The following is a 15,662-nucleotide window of genomic DNA, read 5'->3' as shown; positions in this document are numbered from 1 at the left end:
CGACGACACGACAAGCCGTCACTCCCACGAGATCGCCGAACCTATGCCCCACCAGCGAAAACGCAGCCCTCACGTCCGGAAAGACAACAGCTTCTGAGCTCGCCCTCCAGTGCGGACTCCAGCACCCGCTTCGTCAGCTGCTGCAGCAGGCCGCCCTCCCCGGTGAGCTTCACCCCACCGGCCTGAGCCCGGGCCACCAACTCGGCAACCAGCCCGTCATCCACGGCACCCGTCCCACTCACCACGGCCTCCCCGGCCTCGATGTCACTCGCCACGTCAGTCATCAACTGTCGCTTCCAGCTCGGGAGTTACACCGCTCACCGTACAGACCCCCGCCGGTCCCCGTTCAGATCGAATACGGGCATGGTCATGTTCGTACGGAGACGCAAAGCCTGCCATGCCTGAGCCGCTTGATGCGCGAGGCGACGTCGCTGGCGACCGACGCTCACCATCTTCCCTACGGCCCTGGCCGCCGCTGTGACCGTCGTCGCACTGGCCGTGGCGATGCTCAGCTGATGGGGGTCGAAGGAAAGCGCGGACGCTTCCGCGGCTTCATCATTGCTCAGGTGCCACGACCGCTGAATCTGGTCGTGCTCGGCCAGTTGCGCCGCCTTCCACTCTCGCAGCATCTCCGGGGGGAACCGGGCAGCGTTGTCATCGACCTCGTACGAATGCTCGATGCACAGCAGGAGCAGGTTCTCCCCGCTGCGGTTCGCCTCGTCCGACATGCCGGGGTTCCAACGGGGGCCGCCCTCTCTGCGTGCGTGGATGTGCGCCACGCGACTGTTGAGGGTGCGATCGCCGGTCTCGTTGTCCAGCCGGAACAAGGGGCGCTGGCAGTCCGGCTTGCCACAGCGGAATGCGGTTCCGTACAGCTGTTTCACTGTTGCTTCCGTCGGCGCGGAGTGCTCCACCGGGCAGCGATTCGGGTTCCCACCTGTCACCCGGACATTGTGCCCCAAGTGCCCACGACCAGTGGCAACTTCCGCACACCAGGGCCCCTCAGCTCGCAATGAAAGTGCGGCCTGGGTGGGGCAGGCGGGCGTCTGCCCCACCCAGGTCCGTGGTCACCGGTGCTTCGACTGGCTGAGCGAGGCTGTTGCGGCTCGGTCGAAGGGCAGGTCCTTCAAGGGGAGCAGGTGTTTCGTCAACTCTGGCACCGCCTTCGCCAGGCAGTCCATGGCGATTCCCAGGGCCTGTCGGTGCTCGCGGGCGAAGAGGTGATCGAACGCGGGCGCCTTCCAAGCGTCGCCGCCGAGTAGGGCGTCGAACACCGCCAGGTCGATGGTCTGCGGCAGCTGGCGGGCGATGGGGCTGCGGCGTCGCAGCCGTTCGGCGAGGTCCATGAAGTTGACCAGCCATGCTGGTGTTTGCGACATCGCGTCGCGGACGGAGGGGACGGGGCGCTCAATCGCGGGTGCGCCTGCTGACCGGTACGCCTGATGAATGGTTACGAGCTCCTCACGGAGCAAGGCGTCAGCCATCTCGGCCACTCGCAGGATCTGGCGGTCGTGAGGATCTCCGGTGTTCAACCCCTGCTCGATCTCTCGCCGCGCTCCCTCGAAGCCCACGGTGTCGGTCCGACCGCCGGCGCGCAGGGCTGCGGATACCAGCGCTTGAAGAACGTGCCCTGCCAACAGTTTGGCCAAGGGGTTGGGAAGAACTGTCCCGGTGCGTGTCACCTCGTCCAGGGTCAGCAGTGCTCCGAGGACTCTGTGAGGATCGGCCAGGAGCGCGTCGTGCCTGAGGAAGGAAACGAGTCCTGACGGCAGGTCTCCGATCTTCTTGAGCTGCTGGTCCGCGGTAGCGCTCTCCTCCTTGAAGGCGGTCTCCCCGATGGTGGCGAAGTGCTGCGGCAGGTGTTCCAGGACCTGCTCACGACGCTCCAGCTCGGAGTTGGCAAACAGGTCGACTCCGATGTGGCGCGCTACCCCGCGGCCGGCCTCAGTGACGGTTTGACGAACGAGTGCCGAGCGGTCCGCACCAACGAGGGCCTGCAGTCCTCGCAACCACAGAAGGCGGTCCTGCTCCCCGCTCTGTCCGCGGGTGGACTTGCACTCGCTGATGCCGATGTGGGGACGGAGTCTTGAGTCGAAGTCGATCGACAGCACGTCGACGTCCGTTACCGTCCGAGGCCGCCCTCCGACGCTCTGGGTGACGGGGTGGCGTACGCGGACGAGTGCGCCATCCGCGAACTCCGCCCGGGCGAATCGGCGCTCCAGTTCGTCGCCCTTCTCTTTTCCAGCCCTACCGGTCATAGCGCCGCCGCCCCATTTCCTGTCGAATTGCAGCGAGAATATCTTGCGAAGCGCTGGGGCTGGGGGCTGCTTCCTTGGGTGACTGAACCAGGCGCCGTGCTCGTTCCACTTCGGGGTGGCGGTAGCCGCGCTGTCCTTGGAGGGCACCCGACGTGGTGTTTCCGTCTGCACTGTCCTCCAAGTAGGTGATGGCTTCCTCGGCGACGTCCGCCTGCAGGAGAACGAACTTCTTGAACCTGTATGCCGGCTCGACACGGACGATTCCGGCGGTTTCGAGCATGGAGTAGTCGGTGCCAATATTGGAGGCGTCTCCTGCCTCTCCGTTGCGTACCAGCTTTCGCAGGAAGGCCGTCGGAGCGAAGAGCCGGTTGCTGGCGAATCGTCGAGCGAACACCATGGAGCCTATGAGCTGACGCACGTGCCCGGACGGGTCGGCTCCCGTCGGGGCGTCGAACACGGATCGCCCCATGTGCGGGGAAAAAAGGAAAGCTCGCTCCTGGCCTCCGAGTGTGGTGACGATAGCGCGCAGTAGAAGTCCTTGGGAGACGGCATAGTCCACCCACTTCCGTTCCCCGGACTGGATCTCGTCCTCGGGCATTCCCGCTGTTGCAGCCACCTCCTCCAGAACGCCGCTCAGTGCCGCCCGCACGACACCGTTCTCGGCCTGCAAGGCGGCATGAGAATGATCTTTGTCAACTGCCCAGACATTGGGGTTGAAAAGCACTTCGTCCCCGTCGGCGCTCCGCTGGTGGGTGCAGAGATGCAGGGATTCAAGGTTCTCAATTGCCCGGACGGCGAGGTCTTCGGGTCCGAGTGCCGCGCACTCTTCCTTTGCCGTCGAGATAGTGATCGGCATGATGGTGGTCATACGAAGAATCGTGAGAGCCATCATCTCTAGCGGTTCAGGCATGACGTTGCTGAGAACGCTGTCGGCGCGTTGGTAGAGGTCGTCGACAGGCGGGATTTCCTCAGACACCACCTTGATAACGCCCTCTTGGTCGCGTTCGAGGTCGACCAGGCCCAGGACCTCCAGCGTGGGAAGGAACTCCCTGCGGATGTCTCGCTTGCTGATGCCAGCGTTGACCCCAAGAGCCTCGACACGCTCGGGGGAGCTGACACCGCTGCCTCGGAGGCGGAGTGCGAGTTCAAAGATCCGGCCCGCGAACCTGAGTTGGGCCAGATCGGCCTTGGGCTGGCTGTCGCCGTAGGTGCTCAGGTGTCGTGACATGCCGACAAGAAGCTCTGCAGTTGGTAGCAACGGAGTCTCCAGGAGGGCAGCGACAAGTTGCCGCAGCGGTCGTTGTGGTCTGGCGGCCAAATGACTTCAACCGCAGTCCATGGTGCGCCACCCCTTGCCCGGATAGTCACTTTTTCAGGAGATCCGATCCCTGTCTTCGTGACGATCAGAACCCTGGCGTCGACGGTGAAGGTCAAGGTCACGTGTCGGCAGCTCGGTTGTGGGCTCCGGCGTCGCCGGAGCCCACAACCACCCAGGCGCGACTACCTTCCGGGGCCGACGATCGAGATCACCGTGTTGATGCGACCCTGCTGCCCTTGAGCTGGTCGTTCTCCGTCTCCAGGACGTTGATGATCCGGACGAAGGCTTCGGCCTCAGCCTTCAGTTGCTTGTTTTTCGGCCAGTACCTGAGATCTGGAAGGGCGGAGGCTCTTCCCGCACGCCCTCGTGCTCCTCGGCGAATACCCAGAGTTCCACGAGTACACCCGCGCTCACTTTGTCTCCTTCGACGGGAAGGCTGAGGTGACGCGACAGGTACGTCGGTGCCGGCGTTCAGATTGGGCCGTTGCCCGGCGTGGCCGCTGGTCCGGATGCGAAACGCGTGAAGTGCGCGGGCGGGTGGTCGATGGGCAAGTCGGGCCGCCACGCGGTGAGGACCTGGGCGCTGCACACGAACAGGCCGTCGGGGAGCTGATCGAGCGGGTACCACGCCCAGTCGCCGACACTCTCGCCCGGCTGCGTGGTCGGTTGTCCTTGCCAGGCGTGGACGAGCGCACCGACGGTGACCCGTAGGACACCTTCGACGCGGTCGACGAGCGTGCCCACGAGACCCACGTCGCCGGGCCGAGCGACTAGACCGGATTCCTCAGCGAGTTCGCGAACAACCGCGTCCTCGAAGGATTCCCCGGCCTCCACGCTGCCACCGGGCAGTTCGAGGGTGCCGCGGCGGTGCCGGCCCAAGAGGATGCCCTGCTCGCTGAGCAGGATCGCTCCGACGCCGACGGCCGCGTGGGCGGCCGGCGCTCGGGTGCTGCGGGGTCGGCTGGAGACGCGTGTGGACCGGTCGGGAAGGCGCCGGGCGCGGATGAGCTGCTGAATGACCGAGGCGCTCTCGTCGGGGTGCGGGAACAGATCGATGGCTTCGACACGGAAGCCGTACTCGGTGAGTAGGTCCTCCCACAGCTGCGGTGCCAGGACCCACATCTGTGTTGGCAGGGGCGGGTCGTCGCGCAGCAGGATCATCTGTTCGCGCGGCGCCACTTCCGTGGACGGGCCGTGGCCGTGCAGGTCGGTGTGCAGGAGCGAGAGGATCAGTGGGGCGCCGGGGCGCAGTCCGTCGCGATGTGCCGGCAGCGAGCGGTGCGGGTCGATGAAGGCGAGCGTCCCGATGGCGTACGCGGCGTCGAACGGCTCGGCTCCGGCCAGGTACTCGGTCACGTCTGCCTGGACGAACTCCACGCCGTCGACATCCGTGTGGGCGGAGACAGCGCGTTCGTGCTGGGTCGGGGACAGCTCAATGCCGGTGACGCGGGTTCCGTGGGCCTGGGCGAGGTGGACGGCGTGGTGGCCGGCTCCGGAGCCGATGTCCAGGACGCGGCGGCCGGTGACGTCGCCGAGGACTTCTGCTCCCGGTCCGATTCCTTCCCAGGGTGTCCAGCCGAGCCGGTCGGGGATGGGTGGGGTGTAGGCGCGGGTCAGTTGGCGTCGGCCGTAGATCTGCCAGGCCCGGGTGTTGGTGGACTCCGGGGAATTGCGTTTGATGCGTGAATCTGAGCTGCTTGAACTGGGGATCTGTGGCTTCAATGTGGCTCCTCATGGTGAGCGAGGCAGGCTCTTGAACTGGACTCTTGCTGTGGATCAGTCATCTGATGCATGATTCGCGCACCCTGAGGAAGGGGGCGCGTGGCGACGACGGACTTGAGCGAGGGCTCCGCCCGCCTGGTGCTGCTGAATGGCGTGACGCTGCTGCATCCCGAAGACGCGGTGTTCGACGCGATGTTGGAGGGCTGGACGCGGCAGCAGCGTGGCGGCCGGCGCATCCAGACGAAGACGATCAGCAACCGTCTGCGCGTGGTGCGGCAGTTCAACGACTTCGCGCAGGCGTATCCGTGGAACTGGTCGGCCGCCGCCATGGACGAGTGGACGACGCACCTGATCGCGGAACTTCATCGAGCGGCGTCGACAATCCGCGGCTACCAGACGGCCGTTCGCCTGTTCTGCGACTACGTCACCTCACCGCACTACCAGTGGCCGCAGGAGTGCGAACGGCGCTTCGGCACGCACCCGGTGCAGATCTGCCATGAGTGGAACACCGCCGCGCACCTCGTCGAATTCGAGGGCAGCGCAGGCCGCCGACCGATGACCCGCGAGGAAATCCAGCTCCTCCTCGACTACGCCGACGATCAGGTCGACCGGGCCATCAGACTCGGCCGCAAAGGGGCGCTGGCCGCCTACCGGGACGCCACCGTGTTCAAGGTCATCTACGGTTGGGGGCTGCGGTGCACGGAGGCGTCGAAGCTGGAACTCACCGACTGGTACCGAAACCCGAAAGCGCCGGAGCTGGGCCGGTTCGGATCGCTGAACGTCCGGTACGGCAAACGGTCCAAGGGCTCTGCGCCCCGCCGGCGAACCGTACTGAGCGTGATGCCCTGGGCCGTCGAAGCGGTCGACGACTACGTCACCAACATCCGACCCCGCTACCGTGCCGCAGCCGGAGCCGTCCTGTGGCCCACCGAGCGCGGCGGCCGGCTCCAGAGCCGCGAGATCGAGGACCGCTTCGCGGACTACCGCGAAGCCCTGGGGCTGGACTCCGCTCTCGTGCCGCACTGCCTGCGGCACAGCCACGTCACCCATCAGATCGAAGACGGCGCCGACCCGGCGTTCGTCCAACGCCAGGTCGGTCACCGCTACGCCTCGACGACCGCGCTCTACACCGGGGTGAGCGGTGACTTCATGAACACGATGATGCGCAAGGTCTTGGACAAAGCCCTGCACCAGGACCAGTAGGGAGACAGCGTGACGACGAAACTGGACTACCGGTGGCACCTGCGGGAGGTCATGGCCACCCGCGGCATGTTCTCCACCACCGACCTGCGGCCCCTGCTCGCCGAACGCGGCATCGACCTGTCGGCCAGCCAGATCTACCGGCTGGTGGTCGAGCGTCCGGAACGGCTGAGCCTGACCACGCTGATGGCGCTGCTCGACATCCTCCAGTGCCGCATGGAAGACCTGATCGAACCGGTGGCCGCCCGGGCGTCGGGCAGGAAGACGGCAGCGGCAGGAGGCGACGGCGCAGCTGCCGGGGTCGGCGAGCACCGGCCCAAGCGCGCCCGCATCACGCCCGCGGGGGAGTAGCGCGTGGACGCCTCCGACCTGCCCCGCTATGCCACCGACCCCGAAGATGTGATCGCCGAGGCGGTCGTCGCAGTCGAACCGGCCCTGGCGCCCGAGCTGGTCCGGTCGGTGGTGCGGGCCACCTTTCCCCGCGGCACGCAGCGTCGGAAGCTCGCCGAGCTCCTCCAGCAGGACCCGTCGTGGCTGACACAGGGACGGCCGGAGTCTCCCACCATCATCGAACGGATCATCCGCGCACTGCGTGAACAGGGCGCCGTCAACGTACGGCAGTTGCGCTGCGGGGCCTGCGGCCGGGCCAGCCGCCTGGTCGGTTGCCTTCCCGGCAGCGCGTCCCGTATCTGCAACACCTGCCAGGGGCGGCGCCGGCATGAGGCCAACCCCTGCGCTGTCTGCGGCCGCCACGACTTCGTGACCCGGGACCGAGACGGGCGGCCCCGATGCCGTAACCACCCACCAGACGACGGTGCCGACCCCCTGAAGGGGTTGTGCGGAGTCATCCAGCAGCTCTGCCCCGGCCTGTCTGAGCAGACAGTCTCCGAGGCCATCCGAGCGGTTGAGCCGGTGATGGGTCGCCAGCGGAGGCTGCTGTGGGCTCTGGAAGACCGGCCCGAACTGCTGACCGGCGGCCAAGCTGCCCACGGTCCCATCAAGGTCCTCCACCTCATCGCTGCTCTTCGCGAGCGAGGAGCGGTGAATCTCGTGGTCCCACCCTGCCCCTACTGCGGCCGCAACGTACCGCTGCCGCGGACCCGCAACGGCCTCCGCTGCTGCACCGAGTGCCGCTCCGCCGCACGCGCCGAGCCATGCGCCAGGTGCGGACGCGACCGGCCGGTGATGGGCCGCACCCACGACAACTTGCCCCTGTGCCACGCCTGCCGGCACCACAACCCAGTCGTTCACCAGGTGTGCGCTCAGTGCGGAGAACGCCGCTACATCCAATCCCGCAAGAACGGCCGACCGCTGTGCGAGCGCTGCCACCAATACCCCACCGCGACCTGCAGCGAGTGCGGGGAACAGCGCCCGTGCTTGCACGCCTCCACCGACGCCCCCATCTGCGTTCCGTGCACACGAAGGCGACGACCCCGCGCCATCTGCGTCGGCTGCCGCCGCGACAACATGGTTAGCTACCGCACGGCCGACGGCGAGCCGCTGTGCTCTTCCTGCGGCGCCACACACCGGCCCTGCGCCCAGTGCGGCCGGACACTGCGCATCCACGGCATCGCACCGAACGGCGACGAACTGTGCCCCACCTGCTGGCGCCACCACCCGGCCCGCAAGCGGCCGTGCAGCGAGTGCGGCACGGCCACCCACCTGCACCATTACGGCTTGTGCCCCGACTGCGCTGCCCGCGCACGCCTCCGAGACGTCCTCAGCATTGAGGGCCGCATGCGCCCCGGCATCGAGCCAGTCTTCAACGCCCTGGCCGGGCGGCCCGGAACCAACGTCCTGTACTGGCTGAACCGCCGCCCTGCCCGGCTCAGCGTGCTGCGCACCCTGGCAGCCGGAAGCGGGCCCATCACCCATGCCACCTTGGACGGCCTGCGCCCGGCCAAGGTGGTCGACAACCTCCGCATGCACCTGGTCGCCGGCGGCGCCCTGCCCGCGCGCGACGAACAACTCGCCGCCCTCGAACGCTGGCTCGCGGCGCGGACCGCACAGGTCCGTGACCCGGAGAGCCGCAAGGTACTCCAGGCGTACACCACCTGGCACCTGCTGCGCCGCCTCCGCCGCTTCTCGCGGCGCCGCCCAGTCAGCCAGGCACAAGCACACGGCGTGCGCGCCTATGTCACCCAGGTGGTGCGCCTGCTCAACTGGCTCCACACCCAGGGCATCGCTCTCAACGCCTGCACCCAGGACCTTCTGGACGCGTGGCTGGACGACTACCCCGGCCGCGGCCCACGGGTACACGGCTTCCTCGCCTGGACCAGCCGCAACGGCCACACCCGCCCCTTCGCCGTCGAACTCCCCACGCCCGCCTTCACCGGCCAGCTCATCGCTCAGGACGTGCGCTGGCAGCTGGTCAGCCGGCTCATCCACGACAACGAGATCCCCGTGTCCGACAAGGCGGCGGGACTCCTCGCTCTCCTCTTCGCGCAGGACCTGTCCCGGGTCGTCGCCCTCACCACCGAGCACGTGGAGGTCGCCCGGGGCGCGGTGCTGCTCCGGCTCGGGCAGGTCCCGGCCCAGATGCCGCCACCTCTGGACGACTACATCCGAACCCTCCACGCCCAGGCGGCGGCCACGAGTACCGCTGGAGAACGCTGGCTGTTCCCGGGCCGCTTCCCGACCCAGCACCTCAGCAGCAGCCAGTTGGTACGTCGCCTCCATGCGCTCGGTATCCGGCCCCGGATGGCCCGCAACACCGCCCTCGTCGAGCTGGCATCCGAACTACCCGCCGTCATGGTCAGCCGACTGCTCGGTGTTCACCAAAACACCGCCGACTCCTGGAAGCGCATAGGCGGGCAAGACAACACCTACGCGGCTGAATTAGCAGCACCGCCTCGGTCAAAGGCGCACGCAATCGCTCCAGCTCGGCTTGGAGATCCTCCACCCACACCGCTGCGGCCTTCCGCGGCACTTCCGACACCGCCCGCATCGACGGCATCCGCCACCACCACGACATCTCGGTTAGCACCGGGCCGAGACTTCCGCGCCGGCCCTCAGTTCACGCCTGACCAGTGAAAACCACACATAAGCTCCGGGCAGAGAACAACCTCTGAGGTGTCCTTCGCCCCATCCGTCTCAGGTGCGAATCGGAAGGGTGACTCGGTGCGGGGATCGGCGCCGCCGTCATCGATCAGGTGACCTGAAGGAAGACGATCACTATCAGACATGTTCGGCGCTCAACTTTTGCGTCCAGGACGGATTACTGCTTCACGAGCTCTTTCGAGTCCCCAGCGGGATCAGCAGATTCGACATTTCATCCTGCTATGACGAATAAGTCAGGGTGCGTACCGCCCAGAGGTCGGGAGTGGGACCCGATCACGGTCGCTGATCGCGTGAGGTCGCCCCTGGGGGTCCATCGATGCCAGCGCACGTAAGGCTGTAACCCTCGGCGCCGAGATGATGTTGCTTCGGCGTACAGGTGTTCCTCTGGGTAGCCGTGCTGAAGCTCGTGCGTAGTGCGGCAGGCGGGGAATGTACAGAGGGCCAATTATGCATATTACCTCGCAAACTACTCCTCGCTGCCAGGATGTCTGATCTTCGCGATCAGTCATTGCTGCGTCGCGTTAGGGAACGTACGGTCCAGGCCGTCACAGAGTCTTCACAGCGTCCTTGCGTGAAGGGTCTGGCTGTACGTGCGTCTACGAGCGAAGGAATGGCATGAGGGTGAAGTTGAATCGGGTAGGAGTCGTGATCGCAGCCGCTGCTGCTGCAACGTTCACCTTGGCTCCGCCGGCTTCTGCCGAAGGAAGCTGGAGCAGTTACATATCCAATTGGCAGGGAGGAGATGAGTCCCGCCGCTGGACGGACAACCACAGCGACGGGTCGAGCACGACGGTGAGCTTCTCCGGCTGCAGCTTCGGAGGACCCAGCAGCGCGACTCTCGAGCTCGACCACGTCAGAGACTTCCTTCCGGACGTGAGCCACGGCACGCGGAGTAACTCCTGCAACACGGTGTCCTGGGGTGAGGTGGGGAAGGCGGAGTTCTACTTCATCTACATCGGCTCTACTAGGCTCAGCGTCAACAGCGTCGTCACCCGCTACTGACAGCGTTCGGACCGACAGTGGCCCCTCGGGTATCCGGGGGCCACGCCTCTCAGGAAAGTTGACAGAGGGCCAGAATGACCATCCATGTCTCGCGCTGTTGCTTCGGCTACCGGCGCCGGAGACTCGTCCTGCAAGACCTGACGCTTGACCTGCCGTCAGGGTGCGTTGTGCTTCTCGGGCCGAACGGCGCCGGTAAGTCGACGTTGCTGGGACTCCTCGCATCCGCACTCATTCCAAGCGCAGGTAGCGTGACGCTCGGTGACCTGGATACCCGCAGACGGGGCGATCTGAAGCGGTACCGGCAGCAGGTTGGCTGGCTGCCGCAGCAGGTGACTCCGGTACCGGGGCTGCGTGTCAGAGAGCAGGCTGCGTATGCCGGATGGCTGAAGGGCCTGTCGCGGCGGGATGCATGGGACAGATCGCTGGGCGCGATCAAACAGGTAGGACTGGATGAGCTGGCCGACCGTTCTGCCGCGCAGCTGTCTGGGGGGCAGCTGCGTCGCCTGGGTATTGCTCAGACGATGGTGCATTCGGCGCGAGTGGTCCTGATGGATGAACCAACCGCCGGCCTCGACCCCACGCAGCGCAAGGTGTTCCGCGGCCTCCTGGACGACCTGAAGGACCAGGCGAGCTTCGTCGTTTCCACCCACCAGACCGAAGACCTGGAAGACAGCTACGACTCGGTCCTGCTCCTCGACCGAGGCAACATCCTCTTCCAGGGGCCGACCGTGTCTTTCCTCGACCTTGCTCCGGGCCAGGTGGCGTCCGGACGCCGGGCTGAAGCCGCCTATGCCGGTTTGGTGAAGGGGGAGGTGTAAGCGTGCCTTGGAGCACCGTACTGCGAGTGTCGATCGCGCCTCGCATCGGCCTTCTGCTAATCATCTGGCTGCTTGCCTACCGCGACAGCGTCACCGAGTTGGTGACCCGCGGGTATTGGGACTCAGTTGCCGGTCAAAGCTCGTCTCTCCTGGTTTGGACAGCACCGGCCGTGGCTGCCTGCGGCGCTTGGGAGGGGATGCGCGTCCGGCAGGCACGGACTCTGCAAGGGGCGCCGTCGCGGACGTTCACGGGGGTATCTCTCGCTGTACTCTCGCCCACTCTCGTCCTCGGAGTACTCGCGGTCACGCTGTCCCTCGGCATGCTCCTGCCGCAGGCTGCAGGCAGCCCCAACTGGACTACGGTGGCGATCCTCGCTCTGGAGCTGCTGGTCGTGGCGGCGCATATCGTCGTCGGATATGTCCTCGGGCTCACCCTGCCCCGATTGCTGGCCGTGCCTGTGGCACTGGTGGGAAGCTTCGTGTGGATGGCCTACCCGGCGGCGATGAACGTCTTCTGGGTGCGCCAACTGAACGGTACGAACTTGGCCGAGTGCTGTCAGCTGGACCAAGTGGCCGCCCCCCGCAGCATTGTCGCCCCGGCCCTCGCCTCAATCGGACTGCTCGCAGCTGCCTGGCTGGTGACGGTGCCGGGACGGCGACTGCGACCCCTCGCTCCCGTTGTCCTGACCGTCGCCGTAGCGATCTCGGCTTGGATTGTCCATCCCCTCGGTTACAGCGCAGCCGAATCCCGCTCCACAGCATCCCGCACCTGCTCAGGAACCCACCCGCAGGTCTGCCTCTGGCCCGAACAGCGCGACAATGCGAGGGACATCACCACGTGGGCAACGGACGCCCACAGGCGTCTGACTGTCGCAGGCGTCACGACAACTGCTCAACTGGCGCCCCGATCGACCACACCGACCTCCGACGAAGTCCGAGCCCTTCTCGCTTTGAGCGCCCTGCCCAAGGACATTCCAGCCTGCGCCCAAACCGGTGAGTGGCCAGGGAGCCGGGCCTACGGCCCACTGAGTGTCTGGCTCACCATCACCGCAGGCGCGGACCCTCAGACTGTCGCGTCCCGCTATGCGCCCCCCGAAGTCGATGTCGCCAAACGCGTTCTCGAACAGACTCCACACGACCAACAAGTCTGGTTCCAGCAGAACGTCGAAACACTCACTCGGTGTGATAAGCAGCCCGTCCTTGACACGCGGCACCTCTGAGTCCGCTACGACGAGCCAACCGACAGAGAGAAACGTCCATGGACTGGTGGATCCAGGTTCGTCGAGTACCCGCAATCTGTGCCGCCCTGGTGGCCTGCCTGGTACTCGGCGCCGTCGCCGACTCCATCCAGGTACCCGTACCGATCGTAGTAGGAGGAGTCTCCTTCTCCTTTCCCCTCCCCTTCCTGCTGCCCCTGGCACCGGTGTGCCTCATCCTTCACGGACAGTCCCGCGGAGGAAGCTCCATCGAAGCGACCGCCGTACGCCCTGTCGGCCTGTGGGACGCCGGACTCATGACGGCCTGCACACTCGTGATGCTCGCCGGAGGCTGGCTCATCTCCTCGACGTCCGGTCACATACTCGCAGCAGGCATGGCCCGAAACTTCCTGGGCTACCTCGGACTCGCCCTCCTGCTACGCCTCCTCACCAGCCCTCGCATCGTTGCCACGATCGTCACCGTCTTCCCCATCGCGTGCGCAGCGTTCGGAGTGCAACACGGAGTACCTGCACGGTGGGCATGGCCCTTGCACGAGCCCACCTACCTACCAGCGTTCATCGCAGCCATCGCCGTGGGAGCTACCGGACTGGCCGCATCTGTTCTCCCTCTTACCGCTGGTCGCCTGGCTCGGCTCTCGCGGTAGTGATGTGGTGGAGCACTCCGCAAGCCGTAATGCCCACGGCGTGCAGTGGCCTTAATTCCGCAAGTTCTGATAGCCGCACTTACCAGTATCCTCGGCGGGCACGGTTGCCTCCTGGTGGGTGTGCTGGGGGTCAGGTGTGCGTGATCAGGTAGGTGGGGCCTTCGCCGCGCCGGGCTCGTTCGATGGCGTCGAGGCGGGTGAAGGCGCGCGGCGCCATCAGTTCCTGCCAGGTCGCGAGGTCGTGGACGGCCCACATGTCGTGCTCGGCAGGATCAAGGCGGATCCGGCCGAGCCGGTCCGCGGTCAGCCGCCCTCCGTCGAAGATGAGCCCCACCTTGTTCAGCGGCAGGCGCGGTCCGGCGTGCAAGAAGTGCGTCAGGAGAAGCCTCGGCGTTCCCAGCCCCAGTTCGAGGCCCGTCTCCTCGACCGCCTCTCGCCGTGCGGTCTGCAGCGGGTCCTCGCCCGGGGCGTCCAGGTTGCCGCCCGGGAACTGCCAGAGTCTCGAGCCGTAGACCGAGCGGAGCTGGACCGGTCGGTCGTGTTCGTCACGGATGTACAGACAGCCGTACACCGTGTGGTGGGGGACGGTCCGCGCGTACTCCTCGGCCGTCATCGGCAGGAGGCGGCCGGGCCGGGCAGGGCGGTGGTCGAACGCGAGGGCGAGAACGCCGAGGGCTTCCTTGGCCGGCGGGTAGATGCCGCGGAGGTTGGCGAGCAGCTCGCCAGGCGGCCCGCCCGAGTCGATCCGCGTAGTGTCCTCGGAGCGGAGCAGATCCTCGAAGGAGGGGCACGGGGTGATCCGCTGCACGATGACGTCGAGTTCCCGCCCGGTGTCCCGGTCGTGGAAGACGACCGTGTCGCCCACGGCGACGGCGCGCTTGGTAGGGGTGGCCACCCTCACTTCGATCGTCTTGCGCCCTGCTTCCACCTGCCGGTAGTACCGCCCGAGCAGGTGCATGTGGTGCTCGGGCGGTACGTCCGCGCCCGACGGGCTTGGGACGCCTGAGATCGCCTGCTGGGTGCCGTCAGACATACGTGCCTCCGTTCGATGCTTTCCGTCCGTCGCGGTCGTGGAGTCGCGACCGTCGACGGAGCGGTGGCCACGCTCCTGCCTCTCTGGCTGGGAGCGGATGCGTGGCGAGGAAGTGGACGAGTCCGCTGCCGTGCTAAGGCAGTTCGGTCGGTCCGTAGCGCGCGTGCGGCTCCTGCTTCGTCAACGCGTCGTACCGGTCTGCTACCGAGAAGTGCCAGAACTCGGTCCCATAGTTCGTAAAACCCGCGCCCTCCATGGCGGTGAGCAGCAGCGTGCGATGGTGGCGCGCGTGATCGCTGAGGTTCGGAGCATGCGTGAAGCAGGCCCCGTTGCTCTCCTCCGGGGAGGCATTGACACGGGTGCCGAGATCGAGTTCGTGGCCGTCCTGGTCGACGAGGGTCACGTCCACGGCCGCGCCCGCGGAGTGGGGCGCGATCTCTGGCGGTGACACGTACCGGCTGGCGCCCTGGCGCAGCTGCTCAGGTGTCCAGTCAGGGTGGGCGGCGGCCAGCTCGTCGCGGTACTCGGTGAAGTAGCGCTGCTGGAGGGTAAGCGGCCGGTAGCCCTCGATGAACAGCAGGTCGGTGCCGGCGGGCAGGAGTGAGCGGGCGTGCTTCAGCCGGCCCAGGACGCCCTCGCGGACGTGGGCGAACGCGCCCAGCGGGTCTCGCTTGCGGGGGTCGACGCGGAAGTCGTGGTCGCGCACGTCGACGAGCGGCTCTCCGCACTCGCGCACGGGGATTGCCGCGACCTGCGGATCGGACATCAACACCAGAGGGGTCATCGAGTCTCCCTGTGACGGATTGCGCTGAGGCGGCGGGGCGGGGGCGGCAGCATTCAGATCGGTTTCGCGCACGATCCGGGCGACGGTGTCCTGCAGCGTGCTGTTGGCCGGGATCACGCTCTCCAGACCGCCGGGCAGCAGATCCAGCTCCCGGTACCAGGAGGCGAGGTGGTTGTCGGTGACTTGCGCCAGGTACGCGGCATCCGCCTTTGACGCGTGCCGGACCAACGTCGCCTCCAGCGGAACATCGAGGTAGTAGCAGCGGGAGACACCGCGGTGATCCCGGACCAGAGACGTGATCATGTGGCCGTAGCGGTCGGCGTACAGGATCCCTTCGAGCACGACGTGAAAGCCGGCGTCCAGTGCTCCGCGGGCAATCCTGCCCAGAAGGGCGATGTTGGCGCCTCGCGCCGTGTCATGCTCCCGCAGCACGTTCCGGCGGATCACGTCCTGCCCCACGATCGCGACACCGCGGCCGTAGTGATCTCGCAGGCCCTGGGCCACGCTCGACTTGCCCGACGCCGAGTTGCCGCGAAGGACTACGAGGCGGGTGTCCGGACGCCCGGCCGCAGTCGCAGAGGACACGCGACAGGGTGCGCCGCTCGG

At 66.7% G+C, this 15,662-nt stretch carries 12 protein-coding genes and 1 pseudogene; 6 read left to right on the top strand and 7 right to left on the bottom strand.

Annotated features, from left to right (window positions below):
- Window positions 1-95: 95 nt before the first annotated feature.
- The 5 genes and pseudogenes from ACIF9R_RS34775 to ACIF9R_RS34755 form a co-directional block, all read right to left on the bottom strand.
- Window positions 96-284 (bottom strand): annotated as a pseudogene (locus ACIF9R_RS34775) (IS256 family transposase); the annotation flags it as partial.
- Between the two features lie 33 nt (window positions 285-317).
- A complete protein-coding gene (locus tag ACIF9R_RS34770; protein ID WP_399986541.1) occupies window positions 318-884 on the bottom strand; it encodes a hypothetical protein in 567 nt (188 codons plus the stop codon).
- A 183-nt stretch (window positions 885-1,067) separates the two neighbouring features.
- A complete protein-coding gene (locus tag ACIF9R_RS34765; RefSeq protein ID WP_399986539.1) occupies window positions 1,068-2,111 on the bottom strand; it encodes a hypothetical protein in 1,044 nt (347 codons plus the stop codon).
- A 136-nt stretch (window positions 2,112-2,247) separates the two neighbouring features.
- Window positions 2,248-3,486 carry a hypothetical protein gene (locus ACIF9R_RS34760; RefSeq protein WP_399986538.1) on the bottom strand — a complete coding sequence of 413 codons (1,239 nt, stop codon included), beginning with the start codon at window positions 3,484-3,486 and terminating at the stop codon, window positions 2,248-2,250.
- Window positions 3,487-4,047: 561 nt separating this feature from the next.
- A complete protein-coding gene (locus ACIF9R_RS34755; protein ID WP_399986536.1) occupies window positions 4,048-5,298 on the bottom strand; it encodes a bifunctional class I SAM-dependent methyltransferase/NUDIX hydrolase in 1,251 nt (416 codons plus the stop codon).
- Between the two features lie 99 nt (window positions 5,299-5,397).
- Here ACIF9R_RS34755 and ACIF9R_RS34750 point away from each other — a divergent pair, with 99 nt between their 5' ends.
- From ACIF9R_RS34750 to ACIF9R_RS34725, 6 genes are all read left to right on the top strand, one after another.
- On the top strand, window positions 5,398-6,501 hold the full coding sequence (locus ACIF9R_RS34750; RefSeq protein WP_399986534.1) for a tyrosine-type recombinase/integrase: 1,104 nt from the start codon (window positions 5,398-5,400) through the stop codon (window positions 6,499-6,501).
- Between the two features lie 9 nt (window positions 6,502-6,510).
- Window positions 6,511-6,849 (top strand): helix-turn-helix domain-containing protein, encoded by a 339-nt coding sequence (locus tag ACIF9R_RS34745; protein WP_399986532.1) that lies wholly within the window; start codon window positions 6,511-6,513, stop codon window positions 6,847-6,849.
- 3 nt (window positions 6,850-6,852) lie between these two features.
- Window positions 6,853-9,531 (top strand): hypothetical protein, encoded by a 2,679-nt coding sequence (locus tag ACIF9R_RS34740; RefSeq protein ID WP_399986530.1) that lies wholly within the window; start codon window positions 6,853-6,855, stop codon window positions 9,529-9,531.
- Between the two features lie 900 nt (window positions 9,532-10,431).
- Entirely contained in the window at window positions 10,432-10,560 is a 129-nt protein-coding gene (locus ACIF9R_RS34735) for a hypothetical protein (RefSeq protein WP_257850902.1), read from the top strand.
- Window positions 10,561-10,634: 74 nt separating this feature from the next.
- Window positions 10,635-11,378 carry an ATP-binding cassette domain-containing protein gene (locus ACIF9R_RS34730; protein WP_399986528.1) on the top strand — a complete coding sequence of 248 codons (744 nt, stop codon included), beginning with the start codon at window positions 10,635-10,637 and terminating at the stop codon, window positions 11,376-11,378.
- Between the two features lie 320 nt (window positions 11,379-11,698).
- Window positions 11,699-12,598 carry a hypothetical protein gene (locus ACIF9R_RS34725; protein WP_399986526.1) on the top strand — a complete coding sequence of 300 codons (900 nt, stop codon included), beginning with the start codon at window positions 11,699-11,701 and terminating at the stop codon, window positions 12,596-12,598.
- Window positions 12,599-13,369: 771 nt separating this feature from the next.
- Here the strand turns inward: ACIF9R_RS34725 and ACIF9R_RS34720 are convergent.
- Together ACIF9R_RS34720 and ACIF9R_RS34715 are read right to left on the bottom strand one after the other, a co-directional pair.
- Window positions 13,370-14,272, bottom strand: a complete 903-nt coding sequence (locus ACIF9R_RS34720) for an NUDIX domain-containing protein (RefSeq protein ID WP_399986524.1) — start codon at window positions 14,270-14,272, stop codon at window positions 13,370-13,372.
- 133 nt (window positions 14,273-14,405) lie between these two features.
- On the bottom strand, window positions 14,406-15,641 hold the full coding sequence (locus ACIF9R_RS34715; protein ID WP_399986522.1) for a M15 family metallopeptidase: 1,236 nt from the start codon (window positions 15,639-15,641) through the stop codon (window positions 14,406-14,408).
- Between the last annotated feature and the right edge of the window lie 21 nt (window positions 15,642-15,662).

Origin of the sequence: Streptomyces sp. NPDC086080, from assembly GCF_044540255.1 — a bacterium.
GTDB lineage: Bacteria > Actinomycetota > Actinomycetes > Streptomycetales > Streptomycetaceae > Streptomyces.
Note: the sequence above shows the minus strand (reverse complement) of the source record. Positions and strands in the feature narration are given on the sequence as shown.

Bases quoted from the DNA above. Each gene is read 5' to 3' on its own strand.
- ACIF9R_RS34725 (WP_399986526.1), top strand. From the start codon at position 11,699: ATGCTCCTGCCGCAGGCTGCAGGCAGCCCCAACTGGACTACGGTGGCG.
- ACIF9R_RS34720 (WP_399986524.1), bottom strand. From the start codon at position 14,272: ATGTCTGACGGCACCCAGCAGGCGATCTCAGGCGTCCCAAGCCCGTCG.
- ACIF9R_RS34760 (WP_399986538.1), bottom strand. From the start codon at position 3,486: ATGTCACGACACCTGAGCACCTACGGCGACAGCCAGCCCAAGGCCGAT.
- ACIF9R_RS34730 (WP_399986528.1), top strand. From the start codon at position 10,635: ATGACCATCCATGTCTCGCGCTGTTGCTTCGGCTACCGGCGCCGGAGA.